Raw genomic sequence first — 13,417 nt, forward strand, 5'->3', positions numbered from 1 at the left:
CTTTTTAGCCTCAGCAGCTTTTGCAGCTCTTTCAGCCTCTGCAATACTATTATCTTCAGCTAATAATTTTGTTAAAACAAATCCATTACCATTTTTATACTGTACTGTACTCCAGTCACCATATCCTGAACTAATTACATATACTTGTGTTCCCTGAGGGATTTCACCAATAATATCAAAATTCGGTCCAGGTCCAGTTCTTAATTCTAACTTTGCAGTAGACATTAAATAGCGGTCTAATGACTTTATCTGAGCGAAAGTCGAAGAAGTCATCACCAATAGCAAAATAAATGTAAAAATTGATTTCATAATCTTTCTGTGTTTACATAATTAAATTCAAAAAATAAAGCAGATTAGGGTCTTGGTTCAGATGTTAATCTTTTTTTGCTTTTTTTCTCGGGTTTTCTCAATAATATTAAAAATTTATTCAAATTCGTCCTCAAAATGGCGATCTCAAAAAATATGCCAAACTGTTGTGTGGAATATTTTGAAATTGTTAACACTTCTAATTTTTGAAGTAAAACTTACAATTTAATAAGATCTTATAGTTTATTATTTTATTGATTTTCAGTAACTTAAGGTGCTTTTTCTTTAGCTTAAGTTTAAACTTATGTATTAAACAACTGAACTGAAAACTTTTAAACTATAAACAAAAGTAAGTTATTAATCTGAAAAACACAACTTGTTTTGACTTTATTTACAGAAAATTCTACTTTTTTTTTATTGAATTTGTGTTTTTCAACGATAATTTTGTGTATTACAACTGATTTATCTTGATTTTACAATACTTGAAGCCGGTATGGTATTTTAAGTGCAATTTAGAGATGAAATTTCCTTTTTTTAGAATTCTTATTCTTTAGTGTAAAATCTAATTTTCACAAAAATTTAACGCTATTTATTATGTACGCATAGTAAATAGTGTGATTGGTGAGCTTTAGATTTTATTATTTGCTTTGGTACGGTGTTGACAATTAAGTGTTTATAATATTGATTTATTTTTTTGTACAAAAACTAAGAAATCGTTTATGTTCTTAAAAAAATGGTACTACATTTAAGAAATTATGGTTTTGCCGCTACATCTTTAATCTGATTATTTTACTGCTTTTTGAATTAAAAATGATGTGGTCAGAAATCGCTGACGATTTTTTATGTGTACGATTTTAGTGAGAATTTGATTTTTTTTTTAAAGAATTTGTAAGAATCTAATGAGAAAGTGCTTAATGTGTTTCTTTGATTAATTCGGGGAATTTTTTCTGGAAACGCTTTAATCTTGGGATAGAAACATTTTGAATATATCTGTTATAAGGGTTTCTTTTTTCATAATCTTGATGATAGTCTTCAGCTTTCCAGAATTTTTGAAATGGTGTAACTTCAGCTGCTATGTTTCGATTTAAACTTTTGGTCAAAAAATCTTTCTTTTTCTGTATGATATTTTTTTGCTCGTCGTTTTGGTAAAAGATGATAGATCTATATTGTGAACCTCTATCTGGGCCTTGTCCATTTATTTGAGATACATTTTGAGATCCAAAATACACATCCACTAAGGATGCAAAAGAAATAACTTTTGGGTCATATAGTACTTCAACTGCTTCTGCATGTCCTGTTCGTCCAGTATTACTAGATTCATATGTTGGATTTTCTGTATGCCCACCAGAATATCCGGATACAGCTTCTTGTACACCTTTAACACTCTCATAAATGGCTTCTACACACCAAAAGCAACCACTCGCAAAGTATGCGCGTTCCAAACCATTGATGGGTTTGGTTTGAACTGGTGTAATGTTTTGGTTTTGTGTGGTTGCGTTTTTATTTGATGTTTGGCTATTGCCTTGGCAACCAGATAATAAAATTGAAATAGTGAATAAGCTATATAATAAGGTCTTCATAATAGTTGTTTTTTTGGAAGTAGTAGTCTCATTTTTTTTAAAAACCTTTCAAAGAGTATTTATCTGACAAAATTAATTAGATTCTTTGTAGAGGTATCATAAAGAAATTTTAAATAAAAAATGGTTGTCATTTCGACAACCATTTTTTACTATACTATATAAGGTATGAATTTTTATTATCCATTCATGGAGATTAAAAATTCATCATTATTTCTAGTTTGTTTAAAACGTTCATTGATAAATTCCATAGCTTCTACAGGATTCATATCGGCAAGATATTTTCTCATCACCCACATTCTTTGTATAGTGCTTTCATCAAGTAGGATGTCATCTCGACGTGTGCTTGATGATGTAAGGTCGATAGCAGGGAATATTCGTCGATTGGATATTTTGCGATCTAATTGTAATTCCATGTTACCGGTACCTTTGAATTCTTCAAAGATAACTTCATCCATTTTGGATCCGGTTTCTGTTAATGCGGTAGCAATAATGGTTAGAGATCCACCATTTTCAATGTTTCGAGCAGCTCCAAAAAAACGTTTTGGTTTGTGTAAGGCATTGGCATCTACACCTCCACTAAGTATTTTACCTGAGGCAGGTTGTACCGTGTTATAAGCTCTTGCTAAACGAGTTATTGAGTCTAATAGAATAACTACATCATGACCGCATTCTACTAATCGCTTAGCTTTTTCTAAAACAATATTCGCAATTTTTACATGTTCGTGAGCTTCTTTGTCAAAAGTTGAAGCAATTACTTCTCCGCGCACATTACGTTGCATGTCAGTTACCTCTTCAGGACGTTCATCTATTAGAAGGATCATTTGGTATACTTCAGGATGATTTGCAGCAATAGCATTTGCTACATCCTTTAGTAACATGGTTTTACCTGTTTTAGGTTGAGATACGATCATACCACGTTGTCCTTTACCAATAGGAGAGAATAAGTCCATAATCCTTGTGGAAATAGTGCTTTGTTTCTCTGCTATTTTGAATTTTTCTTGAGGGAAAAGAGGTGTCAGGTGTTCAAATGATACTCGGTCTCTTACTACTTGTGGGTCAAGACCATTAATCTTGTTAACCTTTATTAAAGGGAAATATTTTTCACCTTCTTTAGGGGGTCTAACCTGACCAAGTACCGTGTCACCAGTTTTTAGACCAAAAAGTCTTATCTGTGATTGGGATACATATATATCATCAGGAGAAGATAGGTAATTATAGTCGCTAGATCTTAAAAAACCATACCCGTCTTGCATAATGTCTAATACTCCTTCACTCTGTATGATTGCATCAAATTCGTAATCAGGTTCTTTGTAACGATTTCTGTTATCTCTATTTCCATTATCTCTATTCCCGTTATCTTTTTTATTGTTGTTATTACGGTTTTTATTTTGAGATTTATCGTTATTTCTATTTCTGTTATTATCCTTTCTTTCTTCTTTTCGCTCTTCCTTCTTGTCCTCTTGCTTTTTTTGAGGTTTTTTATTTTCAACAGGTGGTTTGTTTCCTTGATTAGAATCTTTGGCTTCTTGCTTAGGAGAGGTGTTTTTTTCCTTTGAAGAAGTAGCTTCTTTCGAGGGAGCATTATTTTGAGCTGGAGTCTTTTTAGTACGAGGTCTTTTTTGACGTGTAGCTTGCTTTGGTTTAGCCTTGTCCTTGTCTGTTTTATTTGTAGAAGTTTCTTCTGTAATAACTTCTTTTACCTTAGTAGGGTTGGCTGCTTGGTAATCTAATATCTGATATACCAAGTCTAATTTTTTCATACTGCGAAACTTAGGTACTTTTAAACTTTTCGCAATTTCCTGTAACTCAGGAAGCTTTTTCGCTTTTAATTCAGAAATCTCTAACATTTAAATTTGTTATATAATTTAAGGTTCTGGTATTAAATTTTCTAAAGAAGAATTCTAGGAAAATTTTATTAAGAAGGTAAGTAACCTAATATAGAATGGGTTACATCATTTGTGATGCAAGTATACGACTTTATTTTTGATTTTAACCTATAATTATAAAAAGAAACTCTTATTTTTGCATTTCCAAAAGAATAAGGGGAATGATACAAAGAATTCAATCCATATATTTGTTTTTAGTTGTGGTAATATCAGGTGGAATTTCTGCACTTTTACCATATGGAATAGATCAAAATAAAGAAGCACTTCTAGCGCAAGATAATCTTTTAGTTATGGGGTTATTTGGAGGATCTGCTATTTTAGCCTTGATCAGTATTTTTTTATTTAAAAATAGACAGCTCCAATTTGTAATGGGGCGAATCAATATCTTATTAAACTTTATTTTACTAGGAGTATTTGTTTATTGGTCACTAACATTATCTGGAGAAACAGCGGTTTCTGAGAAAGGTATTGGGATGTTACTTCCTATTATTTCTATCGTTTTATTAGTGGTAGCCAATAAGGCTATTAAAAAGGATGAAAATCTCGTAAAATCTGTAGATCGATTGCGATAAACCTAAAATCTTAGTAGTATTAGTGCGTTAGAACCCGGAGTATGCCAACTTCGGGTTCTTATTTTTTACCTAATTCTATTACTTCAAGATTTTCTATTTTATCTTCATCGATTGTAAATCGCAACATTGTTCTTATTTTGTGGAAACCATGTTTTCCTGCAGCTCCTGGATTCATGTGTAGTAAACCATTAACATTGTCAGGAATTACTTTTAGGATATGCGAATGTCCACAAATAAATAGTTTGGGAGGATTGTTTTTAATTTCTTGTCTTGTTGTACTATTATATTTAGGCGGATAGCCACCAATATGTGTAATCCAAACTGAAACTTTTTCACAATTAAACCGTTGGTGTAAAGGAAAGCTTACTCGCGCTTTGTCGTTATCAATATTGCCATAAACTGCTCTCAAAGGTTTGATAGCTTCTATGGCATCTGTTACCTTTAAATCACCAATATCTCCAGCGTGCCATACTTCATCCGCCTGCTTGACATAGTGAAGAATACGATCATCAATATAACTGTGAGTGTCACTAAGTAAGAGTATTTTTTTCAAATGTATAAATAGATATCGTTTATAATCTTATAAGTAAACCGAAAGATCAATATATAACACATCTCTTTTATATAAAGTATATTTGCGGTCTGATTTAGAACAAAAATAAAATAAAGCTTTGAGATATTTTTTAGAACTTTCTTATAATGGGACGTCTTATCATGGTTGGCAAAGACAGCCAAATGCTATTTCGATACAAGAGGTTTTAGAAAATTCATTATCTCTGTTGTTGAAATCTAAGATAGAAATTGTTGGAGCTGGAAGAACAGATGCGGGAGTTCATGCTAAACAGATTATGGCTCATTTTGATTATGAAAATGATGTAGAAGAAAATCAACTTTGTTATAAACTTAATTCTCTTCTTCCGCCGGAAATTGCAATTCAAAAAGTATATGCAGTTAAAGGCGAATCACATGCTCGATTTGATGCTTTTAGTAGATCATACGAGTATTTGATAGCCTTAAATAAAGATCCTTTTCATATAAATAAAGCCTACTATTTGAGGAAAGAGTTAGATATAGATTTAATGAATGAGGCTGCTAAATTACTGTTAAACTATACGAATTTTAAATGTTTCAGTAAGTCGAAAACCGATGTAAAAACGTATAATTGTACTATAACAGAAGCTATTTGGGAAAGAAATGGTAGTATGTTGATTTTCAGGATTACTGCTAATCGATTTCTAAGAAATATGGTAAGAGCAATTGTGGGAACTCTCGTAGAAATAGGAGAGCATAAGTTGAATCTTGAAGATTTAGAAAGAATTATTAAAAGTGAAAATCGTAGTGAAGCTGGATATTCTGTGCCTGCTCATGGGTTATATTTGACGAAAGTAGCGTATCCTGCGAATATATATATGTAATAATGGCTGAAAAAAGCGGAAAGGCATTTGATTTTAAGTTGTTTAGAAGACTGATTGGGTATACAAATCCGTATCGATTTACCTTTTATTTTGTAGCACTAGCAGCTATACTGTTATCCGCATTCGCAATATTAAGGCCTCTTTTATTACAAAAAGCTATTGATGAAAGTTTTATTCCAAAAGACAGTCAACTTATTGTGTTTTATATCAGTTTGATGTTAGGAGTATTACTCTTAGAAGTGGTTTTTCAATTTTTGTTCATTTATTTTGCAAATTGGTTAGGACAAGAAGTGATCAGAGATTTACGAGTAAAACTTTTTGATCATATGTTAGGTTTTAAAAAACAATACTATGATCAATCTGCGGTGGGTAGATTAGTTACCAGAGCAGTAAGTGATATCGAGACCATTGCCAGTATTTTTAGTCAAGGTCTTTTTATGATTATAAGTGATCTACTTAAAATGTTTGTGATCCTTTGCTTCATGATCTATTACAGCTGGCAGCTTACACTAATTGTCTTAGCAGTTTTACCTTTTATTGTTTTTGCAACGAGAGTTTTTCAAAGAAAAATGAAAACCGCTTTTGAAGAAGTAAGAACACAGGTTTCAAATCTAAATTCTTTTGTGCAAGAACGGATAACAGGAATGAAAATAGTCCAACTATTTACAAGAGAAAAAATAGAGTATGAAAATTTTAAAGAGATAAACGAAAAACACAAAAAGGGGTGGATCAAAACGGTCTGGTATAACTCGATTTTTTTTCCAATTGCAGAAATGTCTAGTTCTGTTGCCATTGGATTTATAGTATGGTATGGAGGTTCAAAAGCAGCTGAAGGAGATGTAATAACTTTAGGTATTGTGATAGCATTTATAGAGCTCTCACAGATGCTTTTTAGACCATTGCGACAAATTGCAGATAAGTTTAATACTTTACAAATGGGAATGGTAGCAGCCAATAGAGTGTTCGCTATTTTGGATACTGAATCCAAGATTAACGATTTGGGACAAACAGAACTTGAAACAATTAAAGGTGCTATTGATTTTACTGATGTGCGATTTAGTTATGTTGAGAATGAAGAAGTATTAAAAGGAATTTCGGTTTCTGTAAAATCAGGAGAAACGGTTGCCATTGTAGGCGCTACGGGAGCAGGAAAATCAACTATCATTAATTTGTTAAATAGATTTTACGAAATTGATAGTGGCACCATCTCTATTGACAAAAAATCGATTCATGATATTGATTTAAAGTCATTAAGAAGCCATATTGCCGTAGTTTTACAGGATGTTTTTTTGTTTGCGGATACTATTTTTAATAATATTACCCTTAACGATCCAGATGTGACTGAAGAAATAGTTGTTAAGGCGGCAAAGGAAATAGGTATTCATGATTTTATTATGAGTCTGCCAAATGGGTATCATTATAATGTAAAAGAAAGAGGAGTCATGCTTTCTTCGGGGCAAAGACAGTTAATTTCATTTTTAAGAGCCTATGTAACTAATCCTGAAATTTTGGTGTTAGATGAGGCGACGTCTTCTATAGATTCGCATAGTGAGCAATTGATCCAAGATGCTACCGATAAGATAACTCAAGATAGAACTTCTATTGTTATCGCGCATCGATTAGCTACCATTAAAAATGCAGATAAAATTATTGTAATGGATAGTGGTAAAATTGTAGAGCAAGGAAATCACAATGAACTTTTAAAAGTGGAACATGGATATTATAAAAATCTTTACGAAGTTCAGTTTAGTGAAATGAAAGAAGCTTGATTGATCAAGCCGTTTTCTTCTAAGATTTTATAAGCTAACCCTCCAATAACACTAATGCCTACTATAATAAGGAAGATTAATAGGAAACCTACAAAACCTTTAACTATAATTTTCCAATAACTGACGTTGTAAAGATTTTTGAATAAAAAAGTAGCATAAATTAGCTGAATTAGCAGAAAAATAAAGCTACTTTCTTCCAGATAGTCTCCAAAGATAAATGTAATTATATATGGTATAAATGTAAGCATGGTAAGGTGCGCAATAAGATAAGCGTTAATTACACTGTGCTCTATAAAATTATATTTTCTGTACTTTCTAAAAATGAAACGGGACATTAAAGAATAAAACGGAATAAATATAAAGTATCCAAGTGTTGGGTATTTTTCTGTGGTTTCTAAAAAAAGTTGTATCATTTCTGACTTGCCATCATATTTTTCGGTTTCTGAGGCGATATGAAATGCTTTTTCTTTAATAAAACTTAATATCGTAGAAAGTGTTAGTGATAATAGAAAATATGAAGGTAGGTTTAAATGTTTCTTTCTAACACCATTAATATATTCTTCTATTACAACATGAGGCTTGATAGTAAGATCTTTTATAGTTCTTATCAAAGTACTATCCACATTAAGATATACTTCACTAATTTCTGTAATTAAACTTTTTAAAGTAATGCCTTTGGTAATTTTTTTAGCTCCGCAATGAGAACAGAAATTTACATTTTCAACACTATGTCCACAGTTCTTACAATTAGAAATTGTAATAGATTCCTTCATTTGTTTAAGTTGTTTTTAGAATGCTTGATGATTTTTTAGACCGAAGAACTTCCGTTAATAGGCATAATTCCTGTTTGCACCATAATGATAGCTGATATTATAGAGAAAATAATAAATAATATGATCATGATGACAAAAAATAATAGTGTTTTCAATATGATTTTTTTCCAACTTAAGTCATATAATTTCTTAAGCACATAAGCGATGTAAAATATAGAAGTAGGAAACTGAATCCATAACACTAAATAAAGGTTTTCCACGGTTAAGAGTATAGGTAATGTAATAAAACTAATTACCATGGTGATATGCGAATAAGCATAGAGGTGAATTACAAGATGTTCTGTTAGGTTATATTTTTTATAATTAAAAAACACCAACCTTGATATCAATGCTAAAATAGGAATTGTCAAAAAAGAGGTTAGAGATTGATATTCAAATGAAATATCTGAAGCTATTTTACTAACTTCCATTTGCTCCTCTGTAGTCATCACGTTAGCAAAAATATCATCTTTGTATTTTTTTAAAATAAATGTGTATAAACTAGCAATAGTAAGTGATATTGCAAAATAGCTAAAGACGTTTACATATCTTTTTCTAAGGCCATGGATAAAACCATCAATCACATCTTTGGGTTTTGTGAACAGGTGGATAAAGGTTCTGATGACAGAGTTGTCCAGATTTAAAAAACGATCACTAAATTCTTGAGTTAAATTTTTAAAAGTGATTCGTTTTGTAATTTTCTTAGCACCACAATTAGGGCAATAGGAAAAATTATTGATCTCGTATCCACAGTTTTTACAATGATTAATAGGAGTAAGCTTATTATCCATTATTGAAGGTCTTTCTTTATTTTCTCAATAAGTTCTTCTGGGGTCTTAAAAATCGCGAATTCACCATTTTTTATATAAGAAATTTGACCAGTTTCTTCACTCACAATCAATGCTAATCCGTCTGTTTTTTCTGTAATACCAATAGCAGCTCTATGTCTTAATCCGAATCTCAGTGGTATATCTCTATCATTTGATACTGGTAAAATTACACGTGTTGCCACAATTCTATTGTCTTCTATAATCATTGCACCATCATGTAAAGGGCTGTTTTTATAAAAAATACTTTCTATAATTGGGGTTTTTACGAGTATATCTAACTCATCACCAGTATTTTTAACAAAATCTAAGGAAGTATTTCTTTTGATTACAATTAAAGCGCCTGTAAAGGTATCACCCATTTTCTGACAAGCTCTTACAATGGCACCAACATCAGTAACACTATCTTCAGGTGTATCTCGAATAAATTTTAGTTGTCGCAAAAACTTCCTTCTTCTACCAAAATTCGTAGATCCAATCATTAAAAGAAATTTTCTAATTTCTTGTTGAAAAACTACAATCAAAGCGAACATCCCAACACCAATAAATTCACCTAAAACACTGCTCAGCATTTCCATTGCTAGAAACTGAGTCAGTTTCCAGACTAGGTAAATCATTACAATTCCGATAAAAATATTGATTGCTGCGGTTCCTTTAACCAATTTATACATATAGTATAGGAGTAGTGCAACTAGCACGATATCTAAGATATCTAATATTCTGAGATTGATTAAATCCAAATGCGGTCTTTTTGTAAAAATAGAAAAATTAGTGAAACTCTAATTTGAAAAGCTTGAAAAAGCGCATTCAAATTAGTTAGTTGAACTAATCCTGTTGTAGAACAGGATCTAACTTTTTATAAATTAAATAAACTCTAATTTGAAAAGCTTGAAAAAGCGCATTCAAATTAGTTCATATTCTAATTTTAAGTACTATTTTTTCTGCTTCTTATTGAAAATGATTAATCTGCAAGATTATTGTATTTGCTAACTAACTTTATACATTCAATAGCTTCTTTAACATCATGTACTCTTAAAATAGATGCTCCTTGCAATAAGGCAATTGTGTTTAAAGAAGTAGTTCCATTTAAAGATTCAGAAGGAGTACTGTTGAGAGTTTTGTAAATCATGGATTTTCTAGAAATACCCGCCAGAATAGGCAGATCTTGGAAATTTAAGAGATTCAATTTTTTGAGAAGTTCAAAATTTTGATCTATGTTTTTTGCAAAACCAAAACCAGGATCGATAATAATATCATTGATACCTTCTTTTCTGGCTTCTAATACCTTTTGCGAAAAATAGAATTGAATCTCTTTTATTAAATCCGAATATTGATCTAATGATTTCATAGTCTGTGGAGTTCCTTTCATATGCATCATAATATAAGGCACCTTTAATTTTCCAACAGTGCGAATCATATCAGTATCAAGATTTCCTGCCGAAATATCATTAATAATGGCGGCTCCAGCCTCTACGCATTTACTTGCAATGCTACTTCTAAAAGTATCAATAGATAGAATTGTATCTGGGAATTTTGACAAAATTAATGTTACAATTGGTAAAATTCGTCTTTCTTCTTCTTCTTTAGATATATGATCCGCGCCTGGTCTTGAAGAATATGCTCCAAGATCTATAAAAGTAGCTCCCTCTTGCAGCATTTTTTCTACCTGAAACAAGATTTGAGACTCATCCTTATATTTTCCACCATCATAAAAAGAATCTGGTGTTAGATTTAAAATACCCATTACTTTAGGGGTATTGAGCTCTATTAAAGTTCCTTTACAATTTATAGTCATAAATAGGTTTATACTATATTTTTAATGTTTATTTGGTATAATTGCGATATTAAAGCGAAATTTACGCAAAATTCAACTGTTATATGCAAGATACGTCTACCCAATATGACGCAGTAATCACCAAATGTCGTGATTTATTTACAAAGAAAATGAAAGATTATGGAAGTGCTTGGAGAATCTTGAGATTACCATCACTTACAGATCAGATTTTTATTAAAGCACAACGAATTCGTGGATTGCAAGAAAATGCGGAAAGAAAAGTGGATGAAGGAGAAGTTTCTGAGTTTATTGGAATCATTAATTATAGTTTAATGGCTTTAATCCAATTAGAAAAAGGAGTTGTAGATCAACCAGATTTAACAGTGGATTCTGCAACTGAGTTATACGACAAACACATAGATATTACAAAAACATTGATGATGAATAAAAATCATGATTATGGCGAAGCTTGGCGTGATATGAGAGTAAGTTCCTTGACCGATTTAATTCTTCAAAAGCTACTGAGAGTTAAGCAAATTGAAGATAATAAAGGTAAAACATTAGTTAGTGAAGGAATTGATGCAAACTATCAGGATATGATTAATTATGCTGTTTTTGCGATGATTCATCTGGGCGAAGCGAATTAACCTACGATTTTATAAAAAACTGTTAAACTAAAAGCAGCAAGATATAAACCTTTTATCTTGTTCATCATAAATTATAATCTCCATATTAGAAATGAAAATACTTGTTGGTTTTTCCCGAATATTTGTAGCAGCACTTTTTTTATTTTCCGGATTTATTAAACTGAACGACCCTCTCGGATTCTCTTATAAATTACAGGAGTATTTCAGTGAGGGAGTTTTGAATATGGAGTTTTTAATTCCAGTTGCATTGTTATTAGCAGTATTCTTGTGTGTTTTTGAAATTATTGTTGGAATCACCTTATTACTGGGATATTTGCCAAAATTCACTGTTTGGTCTTTGTTGGGAATGATTGTTTTCTTCACATTTCTCACCTTTTATTCTGCATATTTTAATAAGGTAACGGATTGTGGGTGTTTTGGAGATGCCTTACCGCTAACACCTTGGGAATCTTTCACGAAAGACGTTATTCTTCTAGTATTCATTTTGATATTATTTTTTGGAAGAAAATATATTACTCCAATGCTGCCAGAGAGTTCTCATAAATGGATTGTTTTTGTTTCGTTTACAGCATGTTTGGCATTTGCATATCACGTTTTGATGCACTTACCAACATTTGATTTTAGAGCCTATAAAATTGGAACAAACATTCAAGAAGGAATGTCCGTTCCTGAAGGCGCTCCCGAAGCTGAATTTGAATACGCTTGGAAATTTAATGTAAACGGGAAAGAAGAAATCATCAAAACTAGTGGAGAGTATCCGCAAGTAGATGGTAAATATATAGGGGTGGAAACTAAAATGATTAATGAAGGATACATACCTCCAATACATGATTTTGCTATTGAAAAAGATGGAAGAGACTATACCACGGAGTTTTTAGAGAAAGAAAATGTAGTGTTAATTGTAATGTACAATCTTTCTAAAAGTGAAGGAGAAGGAATGAATGTTATAAAGGGACTTACTGAAAAAGCAATGAAACAAGGTTATGATGTGATCGGACTTACTGCTTCTTCACCTCAAGCAGTAGCGCAGAAAAAGGAACAGTATGGTCTTACTTTTGATTTTTATAGTACTGATGAGACAGCATTGAAAACGATATTGAGATCTAATCCAGGAATTGTGAAGCTTACTAAAGGTACGATAACTGAAAAGTTGCATTGGAATGATGCTGATCAATTGATCTTAGATAAAGTAGAGCCTTCTAAGCCTAAAATGAATTTGGAACTAAAAGCTAAGTTAGACAGTATTTCAAAATTAGATCAAAAGTTTCGAAAATTGATGCAGGCTAAAACGGTAGAACAGCGAGATAGTATTGCTAAACTAGTAGGTGCTACAGAAGAAGAAGCTACAAGTGATTATTGGTTTCAGCAAAATAAAATAGACTCTTCTAATACTGTCTATATAGAACAGGTTTTTAAGAAATATGGGTATCCAGGAAAGTCACTAGTAGGTGAACCTACGAATAAAGCTGCCTGGTTTGTAATTCAGCATTCTGATAAAATAGATCAATATCTTCCATTGATCAAAAAAGCAGGAGAAAATGATGAAATCCCTTTTAGACTTGTAGCGATGATGGAAGATCGACATTTAATGGGTAAAGGAGAAGAACAAATCTATGGAACTCAAGGGATGACGCTAAACTCGGATACAAATACTCCAATCGATATTATTTGGCCAATAAAAGATGCAGAGAATGTAAATGATAGAAGGACAAAGGCAGGATATAATACTACAATAGAAGAATATTCAAAAAGGTTATTTGGAGATACATTTGAGTACAAAGTTTACACTTTAGAAGAAGTGGAAGAATTAAAGAAAAAATCCAATTAGG

Annotated in this window: 13 protein-coding genes; 5 read left to right on the forward strand and 8 right to left on the reverse strand. The window is 31.6% G+C overall.

Going from position 1 to position 13,417, the window contains the following annotated elements; all coding sequences use genetic code 11:
• The 3 genes from GBO31_RS24050 to rho form a co-directional block, all read right to left on the reverse strand.
• Nucleotides 1-309 (reverse strand): SH3 domain-containing protein (locus GBO31_RS24050; RefSeq protein WP_219011182.1); only part of this gene is annotated, 309 nt, incomplete at its 3' end.
• Between the two features lie 908 nt (nt 310-1,217).
• Nucleotides 1,218-1,886 carry a peptide-methionine (S)-S-oxide reductase MsrA gene (msrA, locus tag GBO31_RS24055; RefSeq protein WP_219011183.1) on the reverse strand — a complete coding sequence of 223 codons (669 nt, stop codon included), beginning with the start codon at nt 1,884-1,886 and terminating at the stop codon, nt 1,218-1,220.
• 176 nt (nt 1,887-2,062) lie between these two features.
• Entirely contained in the window at nt 2,063-3,733 is a 1,671-nt protein-coding gene (gene rho / locus GBO31_RS24060; RefSeq protein ID WP_219011184.1) for a transcription termination factor Rho, read from the reverse strand.
• A 200-nt stretch (nt 3,734-3,933) separates the two neighbouring features.
• Here rho and GBO31_RS24065 point away from each other — a divergent pair, with 200 nt between their 5' ends.
• Nucleotides 3,934-4,344: a DUF4293 domain-containing protein gene (locus tag GBO31_RS24065; RefSeq protein ID WP_219011185.1), complete on the forward strand. Its 411-nt coding sequence runs from the start codon at nt 3,934-3,936 to the stop codon at nt 4,342-4,344.
• 58 nt (nt 4,345-4,402) lie between these two features.
• Here GBO31_RS24065 and GBO31_RS24070 read toward each other — a convergent pair whose 3' ends face one another.
• The gene (locus GBO31_RS24070) at nt 4,403-4,897 is read right to left on the reverse strand and encodes a metallophosphoesterase family protein (RefSeq protein WP_219011186.1); all 495 of its coding nucleotides are present in this window, start codon (nt 4,895-4,897) and stop codon (nt 4,403-4,405) included.
• Nucleotides 4,898-5,015: 118 nt separating this feature from the next.
• Between GBO31_RS24070 and truA the strand changes: the two genes are divergently transcribed.
• Complete coding sequence (gene truA, locus GBO31_RS24075; RefSeq protein WP_219011187.1) at nt 5,016-5,759, forward strand: tRNA pseudouridine(38-40) synthase TruA; 744 nt, start codon at nt 5,016-5,018, stop codon at nt 5,757-5,759.
• 2 nt (nt 5,760-5,761) lie between these two features.
• On the forward strand, nt 5,762-7,528 hold the full coding sequence (locus GBO31_RS24080) for an ABC transporter ATP-binding protein (RefSeq protein WP_219011188.1): 1,767 nt from the start codon (nt 5,762-5,764) through the stop codon (nt 7,526-7,528).
• Here the strand turns inward: GBO31_RS24080 and GBO31_RS24085 are convergent.
• The 4 genes from GBO31_RS24085 to folP form a co-directional block, all read right to left on the reverse strand.
• On the reverse strand, nt 7,501-8,301 hold the full coding sequence (locus GBO31_RS24085; protein WP_219011189.1) for a DUF3667 domain-containing protein: 801 nt from the start codon (nt 8,299-8,301) through the stop codon (nt 7,501-7,503). The genes GBO31_RS24080 and GBO31_RS24085 overlap by 28 nt on opposite strands.
• Nucleotides 8,302-8,336: 35 nt before the next feature.
• A complete protein-coding gene (locus GBO31_RS24090) occupies nt 8,337-9,131 on the reverse strand; it encodes a DUF3667 domain-containing protein (protein WP_219011190.1) in 795 nt (264 codons plus the stop codon).
• Nucleotides 9,131-9,907, reverse strand: coding sequence for a diadenylate cyclase CdaA (gene cdaA / locus GBO31_RS24095; protein WP_219011191.1), 777 nt, complete (start codon nt 9,905-9,907; stop codon nt 9,131-9,133). The genes GBO31_RS24090 and cdaA overlap by 1 nt, the downstream gene beginning before the upstream one ends.
• Before the next feature lie 221 nt (nt 9,908-10,128).
• Entirely contained in the window at nt 10,129-10,962 is an 834-nt protein-coding gene (folP, locus tag GBO31_RS24100; RefSeq protein WP_219011192.1) for a dihydropteroate synthase, read from the reverse strand.
• A gap of 83 nt (nt 10,963-11,045) precedes the next feature.
• Here folP and GBO31_RS24105 point away from each other — a divergent pair, with 83 nt between their 5' ends.
• Together GBO31_RS24105 and GBO31_RS24110 are read left to right on the forward strand one after the other, a co-directional pair.
• Nucleotides 11,046-11,588: a DUF1599 domain-containing protein gene (locus tag GBO31_RS24105; protein ID WP_219011193.1), complete on the forward strand. Its 543-nt coding sequence runs from the start codon at nt 11,046-11,048 to the stop codon at nt 11,586-11,588.
• A gap of 91 nt (nt 11,589-11,679) precedes the next feature.
• Entirely contained in the window at nt 11,680-13,416 is a 1,737-nt protein-coding gene (locus GBO31_RS24110) for a BT_3928 family protein (protein ID WP_219011194.1), read from the forward strand.
• Nucleotide 13,417: the final 1 nt, after the last annotated feature.

The organism is Aquimarina litoralis (assembly GCF_019295435.1).
Classification (GTDB): Bacteria; Bacteroidota; Bacteroidia; order Flavobacteriales; family Flavobacteriaceae; genus Aquimarina; species Aquimarina litoralis_A.

Excerpts from the sequence above, each read along its gene's own strand:
- GBO31_RS24065 (WP_219011185.1), top strand. The coding sequence starts at position 3,934 with ATGATACAAAGAATTCAATCCATATATTTGTTTTTAGTTGTGGTAATA.
- GBO31_RS24080 (WP_219011188.1), top strand. The coding sequence starts at position 5,762 with ATGGCTGAAAAAAGCGGAAAGGCATTTGATTTTAAGTTGTTTAGAAGA.
- GBO31_RS24085 (WP_219011189.1), bottom strand. The coding sequence starts at position 8,301 with ATGAAGGAATCTATTACAATTTCTAATTGTAAGAACTGTGGACATAGT.
- GBO31_RS24090 (WP_219011190.1), bottom strand. The coding sequence starts at position 9,131 with ATGGATAATAAGCTTACTCCTATTAATCATTGTAAAAACTGTGGATAC.
- GBO31_RS24110 (WP_219011194.1), top strand. The coding sequence starts at position 11,680 with ATGAAAATACTTGTTGGTTTTTCCCGAATATTTGTAGCAGCACTTTTT.
- folP (WP_219011192.1), bottom strand. The coding sequence starts at position 10,962 with ATGACTATAAATTGTAAAGGAACTTTAATAGAGCTCAATACCCCTAAA.
- rho (WP_219011184.1), bottom strand. The coding sequence starts at position 3,733 with ATGTTAGAGATTTCTGAATTAAAAGCGAAAAAGCTTCCTGAGTTACAG.
- GBO31_RS24105 (WP_219011193.1), top strand. The coding sequence starts at position 11,046 with ATGCAAGATACGTCTACCCAATATGACGCAGTAATCACCAAATGTCGT.
- msrA (WP_219011183.1), bottom strand. The coding sequence starts at position 1,886 with ATGAAGACCTTATTATATAGCTTATTCACTATTTCAATTTTATTATCT.